Genomic DNA, 22,557 nt, shown 5'->3' on the forward strand with positions numbered 1-22,557 from the left:
TTTTCCCGCGGGTAACATCGTAGACTTGGCGCCCAAAACCAGAGGCATGGGGGTGTCGCTCGTGCCTTGTCCTTTCAGGGAGCGCTTTTTGCCAACACGCCTTGATGAGTTGTATCACGCCCAAGGGATCGCCTTGAAACGCATACCGCTGCGCAACGCCGCAGTGTTGTTTATCGGCGCGGTGTGCCTATGCCTGTGCGCCTTGCTTTATCTGCAACTGGAGCAGTCCCGGCGCCATGACCTGAGCCAGGCCCAGGTCGCCTCGTCGAACCTGACGCGGGCCATGGCGCAGCAGGCCGAAGACACCTTCATGCAAGCCGATCTGGTGCTGACCAGCCTGGTGGACTGGATTCAGGCCGACGGATTCGGCCCAGCCCAACGTCCACGTTTGCAGAAGACCTTCGTCCGGCGGGTGCAGGCGCTGGATCAATTGCACGGCATCCTGTTGTTCGACCAAAAGGGCCAGTGGGTCGTGACCTCGTTTGAAGCACTGCCTCGCGGCAACGGCGTGGCCGATCGCGAATATTTCAGGTTTCACCAGCAGAACATTTCTTCCGTGGCGCACATCGGCCCGGCCATCCGCAGTCGGGAAAATGGCGAATGGATCATTCCGATCTCCAAGCGGGTCAATGACAGGAAGGGGCAGTTCCAGGGGGTGCTGCTGGCCGGCATCAAGATGTCGTACTTCGAGCAGTTCTTCAAAAGCTTCAGTATCGATGACAACGGCGCGATGTTCCTGGCATTGACCGATGGCACGTTGCTCGCCCGTCGGCCCTATGTGCAAGCGCAGATCGGTACGTCATTGGCCAAGGGTGAAATCTTTCAGAACCTGCTGCCTCGCGCGACTTCCGGCAACGCGATGTTCGCCTCAGAGATGGATTCGATTGTCCGCCTGCATGGTTATCGGCAGCTGGAGGCCTACCCGCTGGTGGTCTCGGCGGCATCGTCGCGGGATTCGATTCTCGCGGACTGGTACGACACGGCATTTCGCTCCAGCGCCATCGTCGTGCTGGTCATGCTGGGCATCGGACTGATCGGCTGGGTGTTCATACGCCAGGTGCGTGTGGGTGAGCAGGTCGAGGCGGACTTGCGACAAGCTCAGCAAGCACTTGAGCTGATTGCCACCCACGACAGCCTGACCGGCCTGGCCAATCGCCGGTTGTTCGAGCGGGCCCTCGATATCGAATTCGGGCGCGGCGCCCGGCAACACAGCCCGCTGAGCCTGATCATGCTCGATATCGATTTTTTCAAGCGTTACAACGATACCTACGGTCATGTGGTGGGCGATCACTGTCTGGCCGAAGTGGCACGTGCCGTGAAAAGTTGCTGCCATCGCAAAGCCGATCTGGCAGTGCGATACGGTGGCGAAGAGTTTGCGGTGTTGCTGCCTGACACCGATATTCAGGGCGCCATGAACATTGCCGAACAGATCCGTCGCGGCGTCATGGACAAGAACATCAGCCATTCGGGATCGCCCTGCGGATACGTGACCGTCAGCCTCGGTTGCTATTCGTTCGTGCCAACGGGGCGCGATAGCGTGGAAGTGTTCATCCAGCGCGCGGACGCTGCGCTGTATCAGGCCAAGCATTCGGGCAGGAACCGTTCGGCGACGTTGTCGGTGGAGGGCGGGGCGCAGGCACTCGTGCGATCGGACCGCTGACGTGGCTGCGCGACTAGCGGTAGCCGATTGTCTGCCTGTCAGAACTTGTGCAATTGATCGTCTAGAGTTCCGATAGCTCTGCCACTTCCGGCAGATCTCCCCATCGCACGGACGATCGCCACTATGTCGATAACCCAAGCTTTGACCTCCATAGCCCTTATTGTTGCGTCCAGCGCGGTCTTTCCGCTGGTCAGTCAGGCGCAATCGAAAATCACCGCCGAAGAAGCGCATGCCATTGGCGTGGATGCCTACGTTTACTTTTATCCGCTGTTGACCATGGACATCACCCGCAAGCAATTCACCAACATTGAACCGGGCAAGGAGTTTGGCAAAGGCCCGATGAACATGTTTGTGAGTGTGCCTGAGTACCCGCCTGCAGATTTCAAAGGGGTGGTGCGGTCGAATTTCGACACGTTGTATTCCATCGCATGGCTCGACCTGACCAAAGAACCGCTGGTCATCGCTGCGCCAGATACAGCCGGACGCTTCTATTTGCTGCCGATGCTCGACATGTGGAGTGACGTATTCGCTTCGCCAGGCTGGCGCACCACCGGAACCGACGCAGCGCAGTTCCTGGTGACCCCACCGGGATGGACCGGCACAGTACCTGCGGGACTGAACCATCTGCCGGCGCCGACGCCCTTTGTCTGGGTGATCGGGCGAACCAAGACCGATGGCGCGGCGGACTACGCGGCGGTGCACAAGATCCAGGCCGGCTACACCGTGACGCCGTTGTCTCGGCTGGGCAAAGGTGCTGAACCGGTCAGCGTCAAGATCGACCCGGCCGTGGACATGAAGACCCCGCCGAAAATCCAGGTCGATACAATGTCGGCGGCCGACTACTTCGCCTACGCCGCCGAACTGCTCAAGGTGCATCCGGCCCACGGCACCGATCAGCCGCTACTGGCGCAAATCAAGCGCATTGGCATCGAACCTGGCAAGTCGTTCAGCATGGATGCCCTGGACCCTGAGATAAAAGCTGCCTTGGAGACTGCGCCCAAGGACGCGCAAGCACTGATGGCGTGGAAGGTGCCTACCCTCGCACGAGTGGTCAACGGCTGGTCGATGAACACCGACACCATGGGCGTCTACGGCAACTACTACCTCAAACGCGCGATTGTGGCGCAGGTGGGGCTCGGCGCGAATCTGCCGGAAGACGCGATCTATCCCTTGAATATCGGTGATGTAAATGGCAATGCCCTCGACGGCGCGCACAAATACGTGCTGCATTTCGCCAAGGATGAAGTGCCTCCAGTGAATGCCTTCTGGTCGATCACACTGTACGACCCTGAAGGTTTCCAGGTAGGGAACGAGCTCAACCGATTCGCGGTCAGCAGCTGGATGCCGTTCAAGAACAACGCTGACGGCTCGCTCGATATCTATTTCCAGAATGAAAACCCTGGCAAGGACCTGGAAGCCAATTGGCTGCCGGCGCCCAAGGGGCCGTTCAACCTGACCATGCGCTTGTACGGTCCGAAGTCGGAGGCCTTGAACGGCAAGTGGAATCCGCCAGCGGTCAAGCAGATGTAGTGCGGGCAATCGAGGCAGCCGACGATGATCCGTCATCGGCTGCCTTTACGCGTTCAGCTGCCCGTCCCGCCGCCAGCCCCGCCGGTCCCTCCGCCAGCCGCCCCGGTGCCCCCTCCGGCACCCGAACCGCTGTTGCTGCCCGCGCTTCCACTTGATGAGCCGGTTGCACCGCCGTCACCGGCGTTGCCGCCCGAGGGCGAGCTCGGCGTGTTGTCCGGTGGCATGACCGGCCCGCTGGATGCTCCGGATTTAGTACCCGCGGCATCAGCACCATCGCCGGCTGCGAAGGTGGCCAGGGAGGCCGCGCAAAGCAATCCAGCGAGAAACAGCGAAGTGATTCTGGCGTTTTTCATGGTCCGTCTCCAAAAGATGAGTCGTTACCTGAAGTTGGTGTGAAGGGCAGGGCGGTTGGTGCCAGCAGCATGACGAGTGGCAGTCTATGGTGGACCGAACACCTGGCAGGCCGTGCGGTCACACCCATGAGACCCAGCCAAACGGGACGGTGGTCATGAAAAAGCTGCGAATTGCGACATTCAACGTCAACGGCATGCGCGCCCGCCTGCCAAATCTGTTGGCCTGGCTTGAGCGCGAACAACCGGATATCGCCTGTCTCCAGGAGCTCAAGTCGGTCGACAGCGCGTTTCCCGCCGCGCAGCTTGAGGCCATCGGCTACGGAGCGATCTGGCAGGGGCAGGCGTCATGGAACGGGGTGGCGATTCTGGCACGCGATGCGCAGCCACTGGAAAGCCGTCGAGGTCTGCCGGGCGATGACGAGGATAGTCACAGTCGGTACCTGGAAGCTGCCGTACACGGGATTGTGGTGGGTTGTCTGTACTTGCCCAACGGTAACCCGCAACCAGGGCCGAAGTTTGATTACAAACTGGCCTGGTTCGAGCGCCTGATACGTTACGCAAAGGCGCTGCAGGGCAGTGAGCATCCGGTAGTGCTGGCGGGTGACTACAATGTGGTTCCCACCGACCTCGACATCTATAACCCGCGTTCCTGGCTCAAGGATGCCTTGCTGCAACCCGAGAGCCGCGAGTGTTACCAGCGTCTGCTGGACCAGGGTTGGACCGATGCTCTGCGACACCTGTATCCGAATGAGCGGGTCTACACCTTCTGGGATTATTTTCGCCAGCACTGGCAGAAAAACTCCGGTTTACGCATCGATCACCTGTTGCTCAACCCGGCCTTGAGTCCATACCTGGAGGACGCAGGTGTCGATGCCTGGGTGCGCAACGAACCCCATGCCAGCGACCATGCGCCCACCTGGATTCAGTTAAGCTCGCGCAAGCGCCGTTGAGTGTTCTTGCCGGACGATTGGCTAAATCAATTGTCGGCCGTACCCCTTCATCCCTTATACATAGCGTCCACAGCTTGCGTGCATAAGGATAAAGCGATGAGCGAGCCACGTCTGGCAAACACTGTTTCCTATCTAAGGCGCCTGGGATTCGACGCTCCCCCGGCACCGACGCTTGAAACCCTGCGCCTGCTTCAATTGCGTCACACCGGTGCCTTTGCGTTTGAAAACCTCACCACGCTGGCAGGCGAGCCGGTGCGCATCGACTTGGCATCGATCGAGCAAAAGGTCCTGCAGGATGGGCGCGGCGGTTACTGCTACGAACTCAACTATCTGTTTCTGGTCTTGCTCCAGGCGCTCGGCTTCGACGCGCGGGGCATCAGCGGGCGCGTGGTCATGGGCCAGCCGGAGGGTGCCTGGACCGCGCGTACGCACCGTTTGAGCCTGGTGACGCTCGATGGCGTGCGCTACATCACTGACGTCGGCTTCGGCGGCATGGTGCCCACGGCACCGCTGTTGCTCGACAGCCGCGATGAACAATGGACTCCCCACGAGCCGTATCGCATTGAACAGCACGTTGACGGCTACACCCTTCGCGCCAAGGTCGCGAATGAATGGCGACCCATGTACATCTTCGATCTGCAGCGCCAGGAGGACATCGATTACGCCGTTGGCAACTGGTACGTCTCGACCCACCCCGAATCACCGTTCGCCAGGCAACTGATGGTGGCTCGAACCGGGGAAGGATGGCGACGGACCCTCAATAACGGCAGCTTTGCAATCCATCGTACAGGGCAGGACAGTGAACGCCGGGAAGTGGCCGACCTACAGGAGTTGATTGGCGTGCTGGAAAGCGAGTTCGAGATTCGGGTGCCCACGCATGCATCGTTGATGAGCACACTTGAGCGATTGATAGCGCCGCAATAGTCGACGCATCGTGCACACAAAAAAAGTGCGGATTGGATCAATTTGCACCTTTTCCGTGCTTTTCTAAGGCCGGGCATCAGGCTCCATCACCCGCTGAATTTCACTGAGGGCTTGCGCGAGCTTTTTTTCCAGGTTTTTCAACTCAGAGGCGGTGATCCCCTTTTTCAGGTGCCTGCCAGTGCTCCCTTCTGTTTTGTCATGCCCGGTCAGCAACGCCCTGCGCAGTGTGTTGTTGATCGCGGTCTGGTAGCCATAACCCTCGCTCTCCGCGAGCGCGCGTGCCGCTTCGATGACGACGTCATCAAGCATGATGGTGATACGGGTCTTGCCTTTGCTGGAGGCAACTGCCCCACGCCTGGCATGGCTGAAGTCGTACTCGTCTTTCATGGGTCAAGCCTCCAGATACTGACGGCGCTCGTTTTTGCTGGCGAGGCGCGCCGAAATGATTCGAACGAAATTCGGGTCACGGTGGGTGTACGCCACGACCAGCAAACGACCTTTGCCGTCCAGCCCCATGATGATCCAGCGCTGTTCCGTCATGATGATTGTCTTCAAAGGTTAGCGCCCGTTCATCATGGAACACTGGCTCCGTCTCTGCGAGGCTGATACCCAGGTGCTTGAGTTTATTGGCTGCGTTCTTCGCCCTGTGATACTGAATTTCGAATGACTTCATTATGCATACTTTATATGTATATGAAAGGGGGCGATCACTACCGATGGTCACCAGGAATTCAAAAGACTAGTGGGCGCGGGAGAATGGGGCGCGCGGATGTATTTCAAGGTTTTTTACGATGTGATGCGCGATGGCACACAGCCTGCATGAACGACCGTTCATAATTTGACTGGCAAGTTGTATACAACTCTATAGACATTTGTCCTGGATCTTGAATACAGTGTGCGCATAACAAAAACCAGGGAACCCCCTAACATGAAAACGCCCCATGTTTCACACCAACGGCCTGAAGATGAAAATCTCGGGATCGGCGCGAATATGGCTTACGGCCTGCAACATGTTCTGACCATGTACGGTGGCATCGTCGCGGTGCCCTTGATCATTGGGCAGGCGGCCGGGCTGTCGCCGGCGGACATCGGTTTGTTGATTGCTGCTTCATTGTTTGCGGGGGGGCTGGCCACGTTGCTGCAAACCCTGGGTCTGCCGTTTTTCGGTTGTCAGTTGCCGCTGGTGCAGGGCGTGTCGTTTTCCGGCGTCGCGACCATGGTGGCGATTGTCAGCAGTGGCGGCGAGGGCGGGTTTCAGTCGATCCTGGGGGCGGTCATAGCCGCTTCCCTGATCGGATTGCTGATCACGCCGGTGTTCTCGCGAATTACCAAGTTCTTCCCGCCGCTGGTCACGGGCATCGTGATCACCACCATCGGTCTAACGCTGATGCCGGTGGCGGCACGCTGGGCCATGGGTGGCAACAGTCACGCCCCTGACTTTGGCAGCATGGCCAACATCGGGTTGGCAGCGGTGACGCTGGTGCTGGTGCTGTTGCTGAGCAAGATCGGCAGCGCCACCATCTCAAGGTTGTCGATCCTGCTGGCGATGGTCATCGGTACGGTCGTCGCGGTGTTCCTTGGCATGGCGGATTTCTCGTCCGTCGGCCAGGGGCCAATGTTCGGTTTCCCGACACCTTTTCACTTTGGTATGCCGACCTTCCACTTCGCGGCAATCCTGTCGATGTGCATCGTGGTCATGGTGACCCTGGTGGAAACCTCGGCCGATATCCTGGCCGTGGGTGAAATCATCGACACCAAGGTCGATTCCAAGCGCCTGGGCAACGGATTGCGCGCGGACATGCTGTCGAGCATGATCGCCCCGATCTTCGGCTCCTTCACCCAAAGCGCCTTCGCCCAGAACGTGGGGCTGGTGGCGGTGACCGGCATCAAGAGCCGTTATGTGGTGGCCACCGGCGGCCTGTTCCTGGTGATCCTCGGCCTGCTACCGTTCATGGGGCGTGTGATTGCCGCCGTGCCGACCTCCGTCCTCGGCGGGGCCGGTATCGTGCTGTTCGGCACCGTTGCGGCCAGCGGTATTCGCACGCTGTCCAAGGTCGACTACCGCAATAACGTCAACCTGATCATCGTCGCGACCTCCATCGGTTTCGGCATGATCCCGATCGCCGCGCCGAACTTCTACGATCACTTCCCAAGCTGGTTCGCCACGATCTTCCATTCGGGTATCAGCTCTTCGGCAATCATGGCCATCGTGCTCAACCTGACCTTCAACCACCTCACGGCCGGTAACTCCGACCAGCAGTCGGTGTTTGCGGCGGGCACCGAGCGGGTGTTGCGCTACCAGGACCTGGCGGCGTTGCGCGAAGGGGATTACTTCAGCGACGGCAAGTTGCACGACTGCGATGGCAAGGAGATTCCAGTGGTGGAATCGGCACATGGGGCGGTGGACCCGCGACCAGTGTTGGCCAAGAACAGTGAGCATGTCTGACGCAAGGCGTCACTGAAAAGGGCCGATCTGTTGAATAGACAGGTCGGCTTTTTTCTTTTGAAATAAAAACAACGACCACAAAAAAGCCCCTGGACCTTTCGATTCAGGGGCTTTTCGATATTGCTGTCTGGCTCCACGACCTGGACTCGAACCAGGGACCCAGTGATTAACAGTCACTTGCTCTACCAACTGAGCTATCGCGGAATGGCGCCTATGTTACTGATTCAAAAAGAGAAGTCAAGCACCTGATAGTAAAATCGGGGTTTCATCGGGACGGACGGTGATTTATCGCTGATTGGCGGTTACCGGAATCGCTGGCGAGGGCTAACATGGCAACCCGGAAGTGGTTCCACGCGCTGCCGGCCATTCGCCGATAAGGTACGTGCCATGACTTGCTTGACCGTTACAAAGCTTCGACACAATGGGGTATTCCCATGAGCATCGCGCAAATCAGCCTGCCCAAAGGGGTCGGCCCGCACGCCGAAAAACTGTTCGATGCAATCACCCAGGCCAGCAGCGCCGATGAGTTGAACCGTGCAGGGGGCAAGGCCGAGGGTTTTGTCCTGGGCCTGGAAAGCACCAAGGCGATCAAGAGCCAGGTCGCTGAATCGCTGTATGTCGCCTATGACGATGCCGCCAGCCAGCGCGCGACCGAACTTTCCTAGCCGCCGAAGGTAATGGTGCCAAGCATCAGTTTGGCGTAGAGCGCCGTCGCACCCAGTTGCACCAGCCACAGGGCCAGGCCGCCGAGAAACACGCCGGCAGCGACTTGCATCACCAGGTTGTTGCCGCGTTGTCTGGCCGGGGTGCGGGGGATGAAGTCGTCCAGGTCATCGCGATCAGCGCGTAGGTCATCGTTTTTCATATCGGCTCTCGTAAGAAATCTCGGGTGTACACCACACCTTGCAGGAGCGAGCATGCTCGCGAAGAACCTGAGGGCACCGCGGGGCGTCAGGTTTTCCGAGTCATCGTTAACGACCATCGCGAGCATGCTCGCTCCTGCAGTGGATGGATGTGTGCAGTTTAGAGGGCTCGCTCTGGTTGCTGAAAATTATCTGCGCCAAACAAAAAACGGGAAGCCAGAGGCTTCCCGTTTTTCGCATCAGCAGACCAATCAGATCACCTGAACAATTGCATCCGTTACAACCTTGATGTTGCTCTGGTTCAGGGCAGCCACGCAGATACGGCCGGTGTCCAGGGCGTAGATGCCGAACTCATTGCGCAGGCGATGCACTTGTTCAACGCTCAGGCCAGAGTACGAGAACATGCCGCGCTGGCGACCGACGAAGCTGAAGTCACGCTGCGGCGCGTTTTTCGCCAGGGTCTCGACCATTTGCGTGCGCATGCCACGAATGCGCAGGCGCATTTCGGCAAGCTCCGCTTCCCACTGGGCGCGCAGCTCCGGGCTGTTGAGTACGGCGGCGACGATGCTTGCACCGTGGGTTGGCGGGTTGGAGTAGTTGGTGCGGATCACGCGCTTGACTTGCGACAGTACGCGCGCGCTTTCTTCTTTCGATTCGCTGACGATAGACAGGGCGCCAACGCGCTCGCCGTACAGCGAGAACGATTTGGAGAACGAGCTGGAAACAAAGAAGGTCAGGCCCGATTCGGCGAACAGGCGCACGGCAGCGGCGTCTTCATCGATGCCGTCGCCGAAACCTTGATATGCCATGTCGAGGAACGGCACGTGACCCTTGGCTTTTACCACTTCCAGAACGTTGTTCCAGTCCGCTGGGCTCAGGTCCACACCGGTCGGGTTGTGGCAGCAAGCGTGCAACACAATGATCGAGCCGGACGGCAGGGCGTTCAGGTCTTCCAGCAAACCAGCACGGTTCACGTCATGGGTGGCGGCATCGTAGTAGCGATAGTTCTGCACCGGGAAGCCGGCGGTTTCAAACAGCGCGCGGTGGTTTTCCCAGCTTGGGTCGCTGATCGCCACGACGGCGTTCGGCAGCAGTTGCTTGAGGAAGTCGGCACCGATTTTCAGTGCGCCAGTACCGCCAACGGCCTGGGTGGTGATGACTCGGCCAGCGGCGATCAGTGGCGAATCATTGCCAAACAGCAATTTTTGCACGGCCTGGTCGTAGGCGGCGATGCCGTCGATTGGCAGGTAGCCACGGGAAGCGTGTTGAGCGACGCGAATGGTTTCGGCTTCGACAACGGCGCGCAGGAGTGGGATTTTCCCCTCCTCGTTGCAATAAACACCGACTCCCAGGTTGACCTTGTTGGTACGGGTATCGGCGTTAAATGCTTCGTTGAGGCCCAGGATTGGATCGCGTGGTGCCATTTCGACAGCGGAGAACAGGCTCATTTTTGCGGCGGCTCTGAATGGAGAATGGAGGGACGTGTCGCGCTCCAGCCGAATGCACTAGAGCGGTGCACAAACGGGGAGCTAGTATAGAGGCCATCCGCGAGGGATGGCGACAGACGAATCGGCTTTTAAGGTAAGTTTTTTCTATTATTTTTCGACCATTAGTCGATTAGCGCCGTCAAAGGCTTTACGCGTTGTAGGACGTTTACCTTGAAAGCGCCCGCAATCGGCTCCACATTGAGCGCAATCCAGTTTTTTCCTCGGGCGACATCGGTCGTTTGCGGTCTTTCTCGTTCGTGCCGGTTTTTCTGGCAAGAGTGATCCCAGAGGTTTTACATGTCTGAATTCCAGCTAGTCACCCGCTTCGAGCCTGCCGGCGATCAACCAGAGGCCATCCGCCTGATGGTCGAGGGCATTGAGGCCGGTCTGGCGCACCAGACTTTGCTCGGTGTGACAGGTTCCGGCAAGACCTTCAGCATCGCCAACGTGATCGCCCAGGTACAGCGCCCGACCCTGGTACTGGCGCCGAACAAGACCCTGGCGGCGCAGTTGTACGGCGAGTTCAAGGCGTTCTTCCCGAACAATGCCGTCGAGTACTTCGTTTCCTACTACGACTACTACCAGCCTGAAGCGTACGTGCCGTCTTCGGACACCTTCATCGAGAAAGACGCCTCGATCAACGACCATATCGAGCAGATGCGGCTGTCCGCGACCAAGGCTTTGCTGGAACGCAAGGACGCGATCATCGTCACCACGGTGTCGTGCATCTACGGTCTGGGTAGCCCGGAAACCTATCTGAAGATGGTTTTGCACGTGGATCGTGGCGACAAGCTTGACCAGCGTGAATTGTTGCGCCGCCTGGCTGACCTCCAATACACCCGCAACGACATGGAATTTGCCCGTGCGACGTTCCGGGTGCGCGGCGATGTGATCGATATCCACCCGGCGGAATCAGATTTCGAAGCGATCCGCATCGAGCTCTTCGATGACGAAGTGGAGAGCCTGTCGGCCTTCGATCCGTTGACCGGTGAAGTCATTCGCAAGCTGCCGCGCTTCACCTTCTACCCGAAAAGCCACTACGTGACACCTCGGGAAACCTTGCTGGATGCCGTTGAAGGGATCAAGGTCGAGTTGCAGGAGCGCCTGGACTACCTGCGTTCCAACAACAAGCTGGTGGAGGCGCAGCGCCTGGAGCAGCGCACCCGGTTTGACCTGGAGATGATTCTTGAGCTGGGTTATTGCAATGGCATCGAGAACTACTCGCGCTACCTGTCCGGTCGCGAAGCCGGGGCGCCGCCGCCGACCCTGTACGATTACCTGCCGTCCGACGCTTTGCTGGTGATCGACGAATCCCACGTCAGCGTGCCGCAAGTGGGCGCCATGTACAAAGGCGACCGCTCACGTAAAGAGACGTTGGTGGAATATGGCTTCCGCCTGCCATCGGCGCTGGACAATCGGCCGATGCGTTTCGATGAGTGGGAAAGCATCAGCCCGCAGACGATTTTTGTCTCGGCGACGCCAGGCAATTACGAGGCCGAGCACGCTGGGCGCGTCATTGACATGGTGGTGCGTCCGACCGGTCTGGTGGACCCGCAGATCGAGATCCGCCCGGCACTGACCCAGGTCGACGATTTGCTGTCGGAAATCACCAAGCGCGTCGCCCTGGAAGAGCGAGTGCTGGTCACGACGCTGACCAAGCGCATGGCCGAGGACTTGACTGACTACCTGGCCGATCACGGTGTGCGCGTACGCTATCTGCACTCGGACATCGACACCGTGGAGCGGGTGGAAATCATCCGCGACTTGCGCCTTGGCACCTTCGATGTGCTGGTGGGGATCAACTTGCTGCGCGAGGGCCTGGACATGCCGGAAGTGTCGCTGGTGGCGATCCTCGATGCCGACAAGGAAGGCTTCCTGCGTTCCGAGCGTTCGCTGATCCAGACCATCGGTCGGGCGGCGCGTAACCTCAATGGCCGGGCGATTCTGTATGCCGACCGGATCACTGGCTCCATGGAGCGGGCGATCGGCGAAACCGAGCGTCGCCGCGACAAGCAGATCGCCTTCAACCTGGCCAATGGCATCACGCCCAAGGGCGTGTTCAAGGACGTTGCCGATATCATGGAAGGCGCCACCGTGCCGGGTTCGCGCAGCAAGAAGCGCAAGGGCATGGCCAAGGCCGCCGAGGAAAACGCCCGGTACGAAGCCGAGTTGCGCTCGCCGGGTGAGATCGCCAAGCGTATCAAGGCGTTGGAAGAGAAGATGTACCAGTTGGCGCGTGACCTGGAATTCGAAGCGGCGGCGCAGATGCGTGACGAGATTGCCAAGTTGCGCGAGCGCTTGATTACAGTCTGAGGTTTGCGTTGCGTGCGCGGGCCTCTTCGCGAGCAGGCTCGCTCCCACAAGGTTTAGCGTAATTCCTGTGGGAGCGAGCCTGCTCGCGAAGGCCGCGACTCGGTCTCAATGTGCTTCCCCAGCCTTCAACCCTGCCGGCAATGTCCTGGTCAACAACACCGCCAACATGCTGATCCCCAGCGCAATCCCGACAAAATGAAACGCATCGTTGTAGGCCATGATTGACGCCTGCTGGTGGGCGATCTCACTGAGTTTGCCCAAAGCCGCTGTTTCGTTGCCCAGGGTGTTGGTCAACGTGGCCAGGCGTTCGGCCACCTGTGGATTGCTTGGCACGATGGACTCGCGCAAATAATCAAAATAGGTCTTGGTCCGTGCATCCAGCAGGGTGGCGAGGAGGGCGATGCCAATGGCGCCGCCGAGGTTACGCAGGATGTTGAACAGGCTCGAAGCCGACCCCGCATCCTGGGGCAGGATGTACGCTGTGGCGATCAGCGAAATGGTGACCATGATCAGCGGCTGGCCCAATGCGCGAATGATCTGGATCTGGTTGAACTGTGGCCCGGCGAAGTCCGGGTTGAGCACGCCGGAGTAGAAACTTGCCAGGCCGAACAAGCCAAAACCGATCGTGCACAGCCATTTCGGCGAGACCACCTTCATCAATTTCGGCACCAGGGGAATCAGGAACAGCTGCGGCACGCCCATCCACATGATCACTTCGCCGATCTGCAGGGCGTTGTAGTTTTGGATCTGCGCCAGGTACAGCGGTAGCAAATAAATCGAACCGTACAGGCCAACCCCCATTCCGACGCTGGAAATACTCGATAAACCGAAATTGCGATTGCCCAGGATGCCGAGGTTGATCAGCGGATTGGGCTTGGAAAACTGTACGATCACAAAAGTGATCAAGCTAATTAGCGCGATGCTGCCCAAGGCCACGATCAGGTTGGACTCGAGCCAGTCCTTGCGATGCCCTTCCTCCAGGAATACCTGCAAACAGCCAAGGCCGACGCCCAGGGTAACGATGCCGGCGTAGTCGGTGCTTTTAAGCAATTCCCAGTGGGCCGCTTTCTTTTCCAGGCCGTACATCAGCCCGGCGATCATGAGCAGGCCAGGCGGTATGTTGATGTAGAAAATGTATTCCCAGCCCCAGTTTTCCGTCAGCCAGCCACCGAGCGTCGGGCCGATCGATGGCGCGAAGGTTGCCGTCATCGCAAACATGGCCATGCCTTTGGCGCGGTGATGTTCGGGAAGTTTGATCAGGGTCAGGGTGAAGGCCAGCGGAATCAGCGCGCCGCCCGTGAAGCCCTGCAGTGCGCGAAAGACGATCATGCTTTCCAGGCTCCAGGCCATGGAGCACAGCAGCGAGGCAACGAGAAAACCCAGGGAAACCCACACCGCGAGGCGTCGCGCTGATAACAGCTGAACCAGCCATGCGGTCAGCGGGATCATGATGATTTCCGCCACCAGGTACGAGGTGGAAATCCACGAGCCTTCTTCCAGGGTGGCCGACAGCGCCCCCTGAATATCCTTGAGCGATGAATTGGTGATCTGGATGTCGAGCACCGCCATGAAGGCGCCGAGCATCACGCTCATCACCGCGATCCAGTCCCGCCGGGTCGGTTCCCCGACCGGGCGGATCAGTTGATCACCGGCCATCGTCAAGGGTGTCTTTGCTGCTCACTTTGGTGGTGAGATCTTCCGGGGCGTCCTTGATATTCACCTTGGCGGTCACCGACATGCCCGGGCGGATCTTGCCGCGCAACGGGTTATCGGCGGCGAAGGTCAGCTTCACGGGGATCCGTTGCACGACTTTGGTGAAGTTGCCCGTGGCATTGTCCGGCGGCAACAGGCTGAACTGCGCGCCCGAGGCGGCGAACAGGCTGTCGACCCGGGCTTCGATCGGCGTGTCGCCGTAGGCGTCGAAGGTCAGCTCGGCTTTCTGTCCGGGCTGCATGTGGCCAATCTGGGTTTCCTTGAAGTTGGCCTGAATCCAGATGTCTTCATCAGGCACCACCGACAGCAGATAGGCGCCGGCCTGCACGTATTGGCCATTGCGCGCGGCACGCTGGCCGATCAGGCCGCTGATCGGTGCATGGATTTCACTGCGGGAGAGGTTCAGCTCGGCCTGGGCCAGGTCGGCCCTGGCATTGGCGATCTGCGCGTCGAGGCGTTTGATTTCGGCACTCAACGCGTTGATTTGCTGGCGCTGGCCCTGAGCGTCCGCCTGGGCCTTGAGCAGCTGTGAGCGGGCAATGTGGTTGTCGGCCGAGAGCGTGGTCACGCGTTCTTCCGAGACATAACCGGGCTTGCGCAAGGTTTCGGCGCGGGTCAGATCTATCTGTGAACGGCCCAGGCTCGCCTGGCTGGACGCGACTTGCGCGTCGCTGGCGGCAATCAGGCTGGCCTGCTGGGTCAGTTTGCTCTGGGCTTGCAGGCGTTCGGCCTGGCGGGTGGCGAGCGTCGCATTGGCGCGGTCGACGGCGAGGCGGAAATCATCGCCTTCGAGCCTTATCAGCAACTGGCCTTTCTCGACGTGCTGGTTGTCCTGCACCAACACCTCATCGATGCGCGCCCCCAACTGGCTCGACACGCGGGTGATTTCGCCCTGGACATAGGCGTTATCGGTGCTTTCATAAAACCGCCCGTTGAAAAACCAATGGGCGAGAAAGCCCCCGGCGATCAGCAGGACAATCAACAGGAAGAGGGACAGGCGACGCTTGAGTTGGGCAGGCATGGGGCAAACTGTAGTCGAGAATATGTAAGGAAAGTTATCAGCTGGTGAATCTGGCACACAGCCGATAAACGGTAAATGCCATCGGCTGATATTCGGCCATTCACCACGGCATACAGGCGTTGTAGACGCAAACTTGGCTTAAATGCCCTGTTCACTGGAGCGGGGCGGGTGTCGCCTGTTACCATTCGCCCTTTGTTTGATCTTCTTTTCGAGACTTGCCATGACCACCGTCCGCACGCGCATCGCGCCATCGCCTACCGGGGACCCCCACGTAGGTACCGCTTACATCGCATTGTTCAACTACTGCTTTGCCAAGCAGCACGGCGGTGAGTTCATCCTGCGGATCGAAGACACCGACCAGCTGCGTTCGACCCGCGAGTCCGAGCAGCAGATTTTCGATGCCCTGCGCTGGTTGGGTATCGACTGGAGCGAGGGCCCGGACGTCGGCGGTCCCCACGGTCCGTATCGTCAAAGCGAGCGCGGCGAGATCTATCAGAAGTACTGTCAGCAGCTCGTTGACATGGGCCATGCCTTCCCGTGCTTCTGCACCGCCGAAGAGCTGGACCAGATGCGCGCCGAACAAATGGCCCGTGGCGAAACCCCACGATACGACGGCCGAGCGCTGTTGCTGTCCAAGGAAGAAGTGGCGCGCCGCCTGGCCGCTGGTGAACCGCACGTGATCCGCATGAAGGTGCCGAGCGAAGGCGTGTGCGTGGTGCCGGACATGCTGCGTGGCGACGTTGAAATCCCGTGGGATCGCATGGACATGCAAGTCCTGATGAAGACCGACGGCCTGCCGACGTACTTCCTGGCCAACGTGGTCGATGACCATCTGATGGGCATCACCCACGTATTGCGCGGCGAAGAGTGGCTGCCATCGGCGCCGAAACTGATCCTCTTGTACGAATACTTCGGCTGGGAACAACCGGAGCTGTGCTACATGCCGCTGCTGCGTAACCCGGACAAGAGCAAGCTGTCCAAGCGTAAGAACCCGACTTCGGTGACGTTCTACGAGCGCATGGGCTTTATGCCCGAAGCGATGCTCAACTACTTGGGCCGGATGGGCTGGTCGATGCCGGACGAGCGCGAGAAGTTCTCGCTGCAGGAAATGGTCGATAACTTCGACCTCAAGCGCGTCTCCCTCGGCGGACCGATTTTCGACATCGAGAAACTGTCCTGGCTCAACGGCCAGTGGTTGCGTGACCTGCCGGTGGAAGAGTTCGCTGCGCGCGTGCAGAAGTGGGCATTCAATGCCGAATACATGATGAAGATCGCGCCGCACGTGCAGGGCCGCGTCGAGACGTTCAGCCAGGTTGCACCGCTGGCCGGATTCTTCTTTGCCGGTGGCGTGAATCCGGACGCCAGGCTGTTCGAATCGAAAAAGCTCTCGGGCGATCAGGTTCGCCAGTTGATGCAGTTGATCCTGTGGAAGCTCGAAAGCCTGCGCCAGTGGGAGAAAGACAGCATTACCGCGACCATTCAGGCAGTGGTCGAATCCCTGGAGTTGAAGCTGCGTGATGCCATGCCGCTGATGTTCGCCGCGATCACCGGCCAGGCCAGCTCGGTGTCGGTGCTCGATGCGATGGAAATCCTCGGGCCGGACCTGACCCGATTCCGCCTGCGCCAGGCGATCGACCTGCTGGGTGGCGTGTCGAAGAAAGAAAACAAGGAGTGGGAAAAGCTGTTGGGCGCTATTGCCTGATTCCCACTGTAGGAGCTGCCGCAGGCTGCGATCTTTTGATCTTGCTTTTAAAAGCCAACGTCAAAAGATCGCAGCCTTCGGCAGCTCCTACGGGTCTGCGTTCCTCGCAAACAGCCCGATTTTTCGAGGGGAGGGCGGTAAGTGATTGTTATGTCGGCAAAAAATTTTAAATTTTTTGAAAAATAAGTTTGACAGACTTTCGATACGCCCTTAAGATTCGCCCCGTCCTCAGCGATGAAGCCAACGGCAACATCAACGATGAGGGGCTATAGCTCAGCTGGGAGAGCGCTTGCATGGCATGCAAGAGGTCGACGGTTCGATCCCGTCTAGCTCCACCAATTTACACTTCGAGGTCTGGCCACACCGGCCTCGAGGCGATCAACACTCAGCGTTGATCAGTTGTATAGAAGGGTTTGCGTCCCCTTCGTCTAGTGGCCTAGGACACCGCCCTTTCACGGCGGTAACAGGGGTTCGAGTCCCCTAGGGGACGCCAGTTTTACAGAAGCGATGTTGCAAAATGTCGCTCCGCCGCGAGGCGAAAAATCCGGGGCTATAGCTCAGCTGGGAGAGCGCCTGCATGGCATGCAGGAGGTCAGCGGTTCGATCCCGCTTAGCTCCACCAATTTTACAGTTCAAGGTCTGGCCACACCGGCCTTGAATCGATCAGTTCTCAGCGCTGATCATTGTATAGAAGGGTTTGCGTCCCCTTCGTCTAGTGGCCTAGGACACCGCCCTTTCACGGCGGTAACAGGGGTTCGAGTCCCCTAGGGGACGCCACGATTACCCGCTCTGCGGGATTTTATAAGGGTCATTCAATTATTGAATGGCCCTTTTGTTTGTCTGGCGTTTGGCCAAATCTCCCTCTTTCTCCCAAACTGTTCTTCAGACCAGCGGTCACATCCACGACTTGCAGAAAATTATTATGAGAATAATATTCTAGTCGTAATATTCGGAGGCAACGATGAACGATAAAAAAGCTCAAACCCGCGAACGCATCCTCAAGGCAGCCAGCGCCGCGCTGATCCAGCGTGGTCCGGCCGAGCCAAGCGTTGGCGAAGTGATGGGCGCGGCCGGCCTGACCGTCGGCGGCTTTTATGCGCACTTCGAAAGCAAGGACGCGATGATGCTGGAAGCGTTCAAGCAGTTGCTGGGTCACCGCCGTGACCTGATTGCCGACATGGATGCCGAGTTGACCGGTGAAGAGCGTCGCGCGTTGGTTGCAGCGTTTTATCTGTCACGCAAACACCGCGATTCCAGCGAGTCTGCGTGCCCGATCCCGGCCTCGATCGGTGAGCTTGGACGCCTGCCCGAGGCGTTTCGAATTGCACTGAATGAACACATGGAGCTGATGGTCGCGCAATTGGCGGCCAGTCCTGAAGATACCGACAAAGCCCTGGCTGATCTGGCCTTGATGGTGGGCGGCCTGGCGCTGGCACGGGCGCTGGGCCCCGGTGATTTATCCGATCGTTTGCTGCGCGCGGCCAAGTCGGCGGTGCGTTGACCTGAAGGCTGCGGCCTGGGGAGAATGCGATGAGCACGTTGAAGTGGGTTCGTGGCGTTAATGGCACCTTGGGCTGGTTCGCCCCGAAGCTGGTGGCGAGCAAAATGCGATTGGCGTTCATGACGCCGCGCGATTTTCCACCGCGTGATTGGGAACTGCCGCTGCTGGCCAAATCCGAACGCATCACTTTGCGTTTCGGCCTTTCAGCGTTGCGCTGGGGGCAAGGCCCGGCAGTGCTTTTGATGCACGGCTGGGAAGGTCGGCCCACACAGTTTGCCAGCCTGATCACGGCGCTGGTCGATGCCGGGTATTCGGTTGTCGCTTTGGATGGCCCGGCGCACGGTCGCTCGCCCGGGCGCGAGGCGAATGTCGTGCTGTTCGCCCGAGCCCTGCTGGAAGCCGCCGCCGAATTGCCGCCGCTGCAAGCAGTCATCGGCCACTCCATGGGCGGCGCCAGTGCCATGCTTGCCGTGCAAATGGGCCTGCGCACCGAAACCCTGGTCAGCATTGCCGCCCCGGCGAGGATTCTCGGGGTATTGCGCGGTTTCGCCCGCTATGTGGGGCTGCCCCCGAAAGCCCGCTCGGCGTTCATCCGCCAGGTCGAATCTGACGTCGGCATGCGCGCGGCGATGCTGGATGTCGCGCACTACCAGCTCGACATGCCTGGCCTGATCGTGCACGCCGAGGACGACACCCATGTCCCGGTCAAGGAATCACAACTGATCCACGAAGCCTGGTTCGACAGTCGTCTGCTGCGTTTGCAGGAAGGCGGTCATCAGCGGGTGCTGGCTGACCCGCGGGTGATTGATGGCGTGTTATCACTGCTGGCCGGTCGCAGCCTGCAATCGCGCCAATCGGCTTGAGCATCCGTTACACTGGCCCGGTCGAATCAATCTGACCGGGGAGTGGGGCATGGGCTGGGATCGGGCAACGCCGTTTATCATTGATCTGCAAGTGGGCGCCGAGGACATCGACGGGCTGGGGCACGCCAATAACGCGGTGTACGTAACCTGGCTCGAACGTTGTGCCTGGCGCCACTCCCAGCGCCTCGGCCTGGATCTGGTCGAATACCGTCGGCTGGACCGGGCAATGGCGGTGGTGCGCCACGAAATCGATTACCTGGCGGCCGCCTATGAAGGCGACGAGTTGCAGTTGGCGACCTGGATCGTCGATTGGGACCAGCGCCTGAAAATGACCCGGCATTTCCAGTTGAAGCGCCCCAGCGACAATTCGACCTTGCTGCGCGCGCAAACCACGTTCGTTTGCATCGAACTGTCCACCGGCAAGCCCAAGCGCATGCCAGCGGAGTTCATCGAAGGCTATGGCCCGGCATTGCAAGCCCCGGCCTGACACCCCCCTGTAGGAGCGAGCATGCTCGCGATGGTCGTCAACGATTACGCTGGGAACCTGACACCCCGCAGCGCTCTCAGGTTCACCGCGAGCAGGCTCGCTCCTACAGGGTTCTGCGATTTCTCGCGATATCCAGTAAACTGCCGCACGTTTTTCGTTGAGTGTGTTTTTCATGCAAATTGCCTTGGCGCCCATGGAGGGGTTGGTCGACGATATCCTGCGCGACGTGCTGACCCGAGTGGGCGGTATCGATTGGTGCGTGACCGAGTTCATTCGGGTCAACGATCAACTGCTCACGCCTGCTTATTTCCATAAATTCGGCCCGGAACTGCTGAACGGCGCCCGGACTGCTTCTGGTGTGCCGCTGCGCGTGCAGTTGCTGGGTTCCGATCCGGTGTGCCTGGCGGAAAACGCCGCGCTGGCCTGCGAGCTGGGTTCCGAGGTGATCGACCTCAACTTTGGTTGCCCGGCCAAGACGGTCAACAAGTCCCGGGGCGGCGCTGTGCTGCTCAAGGAACCAGAGCTGCTCAACCAGATCGTCGAGCATGTCCGTCGCGCCGTTCCGGCGCACATCCCGGTAACGGCCAAGATGCGCCTGGGCTTTGATAGCCCGGACGGATCGCTGGTCTGCGCCACGGCGCTGGCTGAAGGCGGTGCCGAGCATATCGTGGTCCACGCCCGGACCAAGACTGACGGCTACAAGCCACCTGCCCACTGGGAGTGGATCCCGCGGGTACAGGACGTGGTCAAGGTGCCGGTGTTCGCCAACGGTGATATCTGGAGCGTCGAAGACTGGCGCCGTTGCCGCGAAATCAGCGGCGTGGAAGACATCATGCTCGGTCGCGGCCTGGTTTCGCGCCCCGATCTGGCCCGGCAAATCGCGGCGGCGAAGGCCGGTGAAGAGGTTGTCGAGATGACCTGGGCCGAGCTGCTGCCGCTGATCCAGGATTTCTGGCTGCAGGCCAAGGCGCAGATGACAGCGCGTCAATCGCCGGGCCGCTTGAAGCAGTGGCTCGCGATGTTGACCCGCAATTATCCTGAGGCGGTCGAGTTGTTCAGCGTCCTGCGCCGTGAGACCGAGCTGGATCAGGTTTCGCGTCTGCTGGGGCTGCAGGTGGCTGAAGCAGCCTGAAATTTTTTGTAAAAAATGCAGAAAATAATCTCTTGAAAACCAATCAGCGGTCCCTATCTAAGGATTACGCGATGCCGAATTCGGGTCGCGGAGACAAAAAAACTTGCTGATCTGTTTTCAGGAGATTTGAATCATGAGTACTGCATTTTCCATGGCACCACTGTTCCGTTCCTCGGTTGGCTTCGACCGTTTCAATGACCTGTTCGAAACCGCCCTGCGCAACGAGCCAGGCAGCACCTACCCACCTTATAACGTGGAAAAGCACGGCGACGACCAATACCGCATCGTCGTAGCGGCCGCCGGCTTCCAGGAAGAAGACCTGGAGCTGCAAGTGGAAAAAGGTGTGCTGACCATCAGTGGGGGCGGCAAACGTGAAGTGAACGAGGGCGTCACTTACCTGTACCAGGGTATCGCACAGCGGGCCTTCAAACTGTCCTTCCGCCTGGCGGACCATATCCAGATCAAGGCCGCCGACCTGAGCAACGGTTTGTTGAGTATCGACCTGTTGCGGGTGATTCCCGAAGAAGACAAAGCCAAGCGCATCCCGATCAACGGGACACAAAAACCGGCTCTGCAGCATTGAGTCGGACCGGGCAGGGTTGTCTGAGGACGACTTGACCGGCTGAAGCAAAAGACCCCGACTTGTCGGGGTCTTTTTTTTTGGAACGGTTTCTTTTAATCAAGTCCACCCATACCGAACCAGATGAAAGAAAATCGGTGCGGCAAAACACACCGAATCCAGGCGATCGAGCATGCCGCCATGGCCTTCGATCATATGCCCCCAATCCTTCACTCCGCGGTCGCGCTTGATCGCCGACATCACGATGCCGCCAGCGAAACCCAGCAGGTTGATCAGCAGGGCGATGAGCAGCGACTGCCAGGCAGTGAACGGCGTGATCCACCACAAGGCGCAGCCGATCAGTGAGGCCAGCAGGATGCCCCCGACAAAACCTTCCACGGTCTTGGACGGCGACAGGTTCGGCGCAATCTTGCGTTTGCCGAACAATTTGCCGCACACGTACTGCAGCACATCCGACATCTGCACCACGATCACCAGATAGGCGATCAACAGCAGGTTTCGCCCCTCGTAACCTGCGATGTCCAGGGTCAGCAGGGCGGGTACATGGGATACGCAGAACACCGCAATCATCAGGCCCCACTGGACTTTCGAGGCTCGCTCGAGGAAGTGCGTACTGTCGCCGCCCAAGGACGCCAGGATCGGCAGCAGCAGGAACACGTAGACCGGAATGAAGATCGAGAACAGCCCGTACCAGTCGTAGTAAATCAGCAGGTATTGCAGCGGCAGGGCCAGGTAGAAGGCCGCGACCAAAGCCGGATAGTCGCTGCGGCGAGTGGGCGTGAGTGTCATGAATTCGCGCAGGGCGTAGAAGGACACCGTGTAGAACAGCAGGATCACGGCGGTGGTGCCGAGCCAGAAGGCGATCCCGATCACCAGTACCATCACCCACCAGGCGTTGATCCGGGCGTTGAGGTTGTCGATCACCGGGTTGGGGCTGCCGTGGCTGCGACGCTTGAGCACGAAACCAATTGCCGAGGCCAGCAATAGAAACGCGCCAATCGCGCCGAACAACATCAAGGTCTGTCTATCCAT

20 protein-coding genes, 5 tRNA genes and 3 pseudogenes are annotated in these 22,557 nt (G+C 59.3%); 18 read left to right on the forward strand and 10 right to left on the reverse strand.

The features are described 5' to 3' along the window. The first annotated feature begins 88 nt into the window (after window positions 1-88). Window positions 89-1,660 (forward strand): GGDEF domain-containing protein, encoded by a 1,572-nt coding sequence (locus QLG10_RS13345; protein ID WP_110749221.1) that lies wholly within the window; start codon window positions 89-91, stop codon window positions 1,658-1,660. Between the two features lie 123 nt (window positions 1,661-1,783). Then, window positions 1,784-3,190, forward strand: a complete 1,407-nt coding sequence (locus QLG10_RS13350) for a DUF1254 domain-containing protein (protein WP_110749219.1) — start codon at window positions 1,784-1,786, stop codon at window positions 3,188-3,190. A 53-nt stretch (window positions 3,191-3,243) separates the two neighbouring features. Here the strand turns inward: QLG10_RS13350 and QLG10_RS13355 are convergent, their stop codons facing one another. Continuing rightward, a complete protein-coding gene (locus tag QLG10_RS13355; protein WP_110749217.1) occupies window positions 3,244-3,543 on the reverse strand; it encodes a hypothetical protein in 300 nt (99 codons plus the stop codon). A 155-nt stretch (window positions 3,544-3,698) separates the two neighbouring features. Here QLG10_RS13355 and xth point away from each other — a divergent pair, with 155 nt between their 5' ends. Both xth and QLG10_RS13365 read left to right on the forward strand, forming a co-directional pair. Then, window positions 3,699-4,493 (forward strand): exodeoxyribonuclease III, encoded by a 795-nt coding sequence (gene xth, locus QLG10_RS13360; RefSeq protein WP_110749215.1) that lies wholly within the window; start codon window positions 3,699-3,701, stop codon window positions 4,491-4,493. Between the two features lie 96 nt (window positions 4,494-4,589). Next, complete coding sequence (locus tag QLG10_RS13365; protein WP_282487505.1) at window positions 4,590-5,417, forward strand: arylamine N-acetyltransferase; 828 nt, start codon at window positions 4,590-4,592, stop codon at window positions 5,415-5,417. A 63-nt stretch (window positions 5,418-5,480) separates the two neighbouring features. On the opposite strand, the gene QLG10_RS13370 is transcribed toward QLG10_RS13365, so the two are convergent. Together QLG10_RS13370 and QLG10_RS13375 are read right to left on the reverse strand one after the other, a co-directional pair. Continuing rightward, entirely contained in the window at window positions 5,481-5,804 is a 324-nt protein-coding gene (locus QLG10_RS13370) for a BrnA antitoxin family protein (RefSeq protein ID WP_020795516.1), read from the reverse strand. Between the two features lie 3 nt (window positions 5,805-5,807). Next, window positions 5,808-6,090 (reverse strand): annotated as a pseudogene (locus QLG10_RS13375) (BrnT family toxin). Between the two features lie 255 nt (window positions 6,091-6,345). Here QLG10_RS13375 and QLG10_RS13380 point away from each other — a divergent pair. After that, on the forward strand, window positions 6,346-7,863 hold the full coding sequence (locus QLG10_RS13380; protein WP_110749210.1) for a nucleobase:cation symporter-2 family protein: 1,518 nt from the start codon (window positions 6,346-6,348) through the stop codon (window positions 7,861-7,863). Between the two features lie 128 nt (window positions 7,864-7,991). On the opposite strand, the gene QLG10_RS13385 is transcribed toward QLG10_RS13380, so the two are convergent. Then, window positions 7,992-8,067 (reverse strand) — tRNA-Asn (locus QLG10_RS13385). 230 nt (window positions 8,068-8,297) lie between these two features. On the opposite strand from QLG10_RS13385, the gene QLG10_RS13390 reads away from it, so the two are divergent. Beyond that, entirely contained in the window at window positions 8,298-8,528 is a 231-nt protein-coding gene (locus tag QLG10_RS13390; protein ID WP_110749209.1) for a hypothetical protein, read from the forward strand. Here the strand turns inward: QLG10_RS13390 and QLG10_RS13395 are convergent. The 3 genes and pseudogenes from QLG10_RS13395 to QLG10_RS13405 form a co-directional block, all read right to left on the reverse strand. Next, window positions 8,525-8,728, reverse strand: coding sequence for a hypothetical protein (locus tag QLG10_RS13395; protein WP_020795512.1), 204 nt, complete (start codon window positions 8,726-8,728; stop codon window positions 8,525-8,527). The two genes, QLG10_RS13390 and QLG10_RS13395, sit on opposite strands and share 4 nt — an antisense overlap. Window positions 8,729-8,770: 42 nt before the next feature. Then, window positions 8,771-8,854, reverse strand: a pseudogene (locus QLG10_RS13400) (outer membrane lipoprotein carrier protein LolA); the annotation flags it as partial. A gap of 123 nt (window positions 8,855-8,977) precedes the next feature. Beyond that, entirely contained in the window at window positions 8,978-10,174 is a 1,197-nt protein-coding gene (locus QLG10_RS13405; RefSeq protein ID WP_033042130.1) for an amino acid aminotransferase, read from the reverse strand. A gap of 336 nt (window positions 10,175-10,510) precedes the next feature. On the opposite strand from QLG10_RS13405, the gene uvrB reads away from it, so the two are divergent. After that, complete coding sequence (uvrB, locus tag QLG10_RS13410; RefSeq protein WP_188264700.1) at window positions 10,511-12,526, forward strand: excinuclease ABC subunit UvrB; 2,016 nt, start codon at window positions 10,511-10,513, stop codon at window positions 12,524-12,526. A 105-nt stretch (window positions 12,527-12,631) separates the two neighbouring features. Here uvrB and QLG10_RS13415 read toward each other — a convergent pair whose 3' ends face one another. Continuing rightward, on the reverse strand, window positions 12,632-14,122 hold the full coding sequence (locus tag QLG10_RS13415) for an MDR family MFS transporter (protein WP_177411591.1): 1,491 nt from the start codon (window positions 14,120-14,122) through the stop codon (window positions 12,632-12,634). Window positions 14,123-14,171: 49 nt separating this feature from the next. Beyond that, window positions 14,172-15,260 carry an HlyD family secretion protein gene (locus QLG10_RS13420; protein ID WP_110749205.1) on the reverse strand — a complete coding sequence of 363 codons (1,089 nt, stop codon included), beginning with the start codon at window positions 15,258-15,260 and terminating at the stop codon, window positions 14,172-14,174. A 220-nt stretch (window positions 15,261-15,480) separates the two neighbouring features. Here QLG10_RS13420 and gltX point away from each other — a divergent pair, with 220 nt between their 5' ends. From gltX to QLG10_RS13475, 11 genes and pseudogenes are all read left to right on the forward strand, one after another. After that, a complete protein-coding gene (gene gltX, locus QLG10_RS13425) occupies window positions 15,481-16,962 on the forward strand; it encodes a glutamate--tRNA ligase (RefSeq protein ID WP_020795507.1) in 1,482 nt (493 codons plus the stop codon). A gap of 262 nt (window positions 16,963-17,224) precedes the next feature. Further along, window positions 17,225-17,300, forward strand: a tRNA-Ala gene (locus tag QLG10_RS13430). Between the two features lie 79 nt (window positions 17,301-17,379). Beyond that, window positions 17,380-17,455, forward strand: a tRNA-Glu gene (locus tag QLG10_RS13435). Between the two features lie 53 nt (window positions 17,456-17,508). Next, a tRNA-Ala gene (locus QLG10_RS13440) sits at window positions 17,509-17,584 on the forward strand. Window positions 17,585-17,663: 79 nt separating this feature from the next. Further along, window positions 17,664-17,739 (forward strand) — tRNA-Glu (locus QLG10_RS13445). Window positions 17,740-17,923: 184 nt separating this feature from the next. Further along, window positions 17,924-18,463 carry a TetR/AcrR family transcriptional regulator gene (locus QLG10_RS13450; RefSeq protein ID WP_020795506.1) on the forward strand — a complete coding sequence of 180 codons (540 nt, stop codon included), beginning with the start codon at window positions 17,924-17,926 and terminating at the stop codon, window positions 18,461-18,463. A 29-nt stretch (window positions 18,464-18,492) separates the two neighbouring features. After that, window positions 18,493-19,326, forward strand: coding sequence for an alpha/beta hydrolase (locus QLG10_RS13455; protein WP_020795505.1), 834 nt, complete (start codon window positions 18,493-18,495; stop codon window positions 19,324-19,326). A 49-nt stretch (window positions 19,327-19,375) separates the two neighbouring features. Then, window positions 19,376-19,813: a thioesterase family protein gene (locus tag QLG10_RS13460; protein ID WP_008056333.1), complete on the forward strand. Its 438-nt coding sequence runs from the start codon at window positions 19,376-19,378 to the stop codon at window positions 19,811-19,813. Between the two features lie 21 nt (window positions 19,814-19,834). After that, window positions 19,835-19,930: pseudogene (locus QLG10_RS13465) on the forward strand (outer membrane lipoprotein carrier protein LolA); the annotation flags it as partial. Window positions 19,931-19,985: 55 nt separating this feature from the next. Further along, window positions 19,986-20,945 (forward strand): tRNA-dihydrouridine synthase, encoded by a 960-nt coding sequence (locus QLG10_RS13470; RefSeq protein WP_110749203.1) that lies wholly within the window; start codon window positions 19,986-19,988, stop codon window positions 20,943-20,945. A 133-nt stretch (window positions 20,946-21,078) separates the two neighbouring features. Continuing rightward, window positions 21,079-21,528 (forward strand): Hsp20 family protein, encoded by a 450-nt coding sequence (locus tag QLG10_RS13475; protein WP_020795502.1) that lies wholly within the window; start codon window positions 21,079-21,081, stop codon window positions 21,526-21,528. A 96-nt stretch (window positions 21,529-21,624) separates the two neighbouring features. On the opposite strand, the gene QLG10_RS13480 is transcribed toward QLG10_RS13475, so the two are convergent. Beyond that, on the reverse strand, window positions 21,625-22,557 hold the full coding sequence (locus QLG10_RS13480; RefSeq protein WP_110749201.1) for a phosphatidate cytidylyltransferase: 933 nt from the start codon (window positions 22,555-22,557) through the stop codon (window positions 21,625-21,627).

This window comes from Pseudomonas sp. V98_8 (assembly GCF_029967975.1).
In the GTDB taxonomy this organism is placed as follows: Bacteria; Pseudomonadota; Gammaproteobacteria; order Pseudomonadales; family Pseudomonadaceae; genus Aquipseudomonas; species Aquipseudomonas umsongensis.

What these genes read in the sequence shown, in the direction of transcription:
- QLG10_RS13350 (WP_110749219.1), top strand. Translation starts at nt 1,784, where the DNA reads ATGTCGATAACCCAAGCTTTGACCTCCATAGCCCTTATTGTTGCGTCC.
- QLG10_RS13355 (WP_110749217.1), bottom strand. Translation starts at nt 3,543, where the DNA reads ATGAAAAACGCCAGAATCACTTCGCTGTTTCTCGCTGGATTGCTTTGC.
- xth (WP_110749215.1), top strand. Translation starts at nt 3,699, where the DNA reads ATGAAAAAGCTGCGAATTGCGACATTCAACGTCAACGGCATGCGCGCC.
- QLG10_RS13365 (WP_282487505.1), top strand. Translation starts at nt 4,590, where the DNA reads ATGAGCGAGCCACGTCTGGCAAACACTGTTTCCTATCTAAGGCGCCTG.
- QLG10_RS13370 (WP_020795516.1), bottom strand. Translation starts at nt 5,804, where the DNA reads ATGAAAGACGAGTACGACTTCAGCCATGCCAGGCGTGGGGCAGTTGCC.
- QLG10_RS13380 (WP_110749210.1), top strand. Translation starts at nt 6,346, where the DNA reads ATGAAAACGCCCCATGTTTCACACCAACGGCCTGAAGATGAAAATCTC.
- QLG10_RS13390 (WP_110749209.1), top strand. Translation starts at nt 8,298, where the DNA reads ATGAGCATCGCGCAAATCAGCCTGCCCAAAGGGGTCGGCCCGCACGCC.
- QLG10_RS13395 (WP_020795512.1), bottom strand. Translation starts at nt 8,728, where the DNA reads ATGAAAAACGATGACCTACGCGCTGATCGCGATGACCTGGACGACTTC.
- QLG10_RS13405 (WP_033042130.1), bottom strand. Translation starts at nt 10,174, where the DNA reads ATGAGCCTGTTCTCCGCTGTCGAAATGGCACCACGCGATCCAATCCTG.
- uvrB (WP_188264700.1), top strand. Translation starts at nt 10,511, where the DNA reads ATGTCTGAATTCCAGCTAGTCACCCGCTTCGAGCCTGCCGGCGATCAA.
- QLG10_RS13420 (WP_110749205.1), bottom strand. Translation starts at nt 15,260, where the DNA reads ATGCCTGCCCAACTCAAGCGTCGCCTGTCCCTCTTCCTGTTGATTGTC.
- gltX (WP_020795507.1), top strand. Translation starts at nt 15,481, where the DNA reads ATGACCACCGTCCGCACGCGCATCGCGCCATCGCCTACCGGGGACCCC.
- QLG10_RS13450 (WP_020795506.1), top strand. Translation starts at nt 17,924, where the DNA reads ATGAACGATAAAAAAGCTCAAACCCGCGAACGCATCCTCAAGGCAGCC.
- QLG10_RS13455 (WP_020795505.1), top strand. Translation starts at nt 18,493, where the DNA reads ATGAGCACGTTGAAGTGGGTTCGTGGCGTTAATGGCACCTTGGGCTGG.
- QLG10_RS13460 (WP_008056333.1), top strand. Translation starts at nt 19,376, where the DNA reads ATGGGCTGGGATCGGGCAACGCCGTTTATCATTGATCTGCAAGTGGGC.
- QLG10_RS13470 (WP_110749203.1), top strand. Translation starts at nt 19,986, where the DNA reads ATGCAAATTGCCTTGGCGCCCATGGAGGGGTTGGTCGACGATATCCTG.
- QLG10_RS13475 (WP_020795502.1), top strand. Translation starts at nt 21,079, where the DNA reads ATGAGTACTGCATTTTCCATGGCACCACTGTTCCGTTCCTCGGTTGGC.
- QLG10_RS13480 (WP_110749201.1), bottom strand. Translation starts at nt 22,557, where the DNA reads ATGGATAGACAGACCTTGATGTTGTTCGGCGCGATTGGCGCGTTTCTA.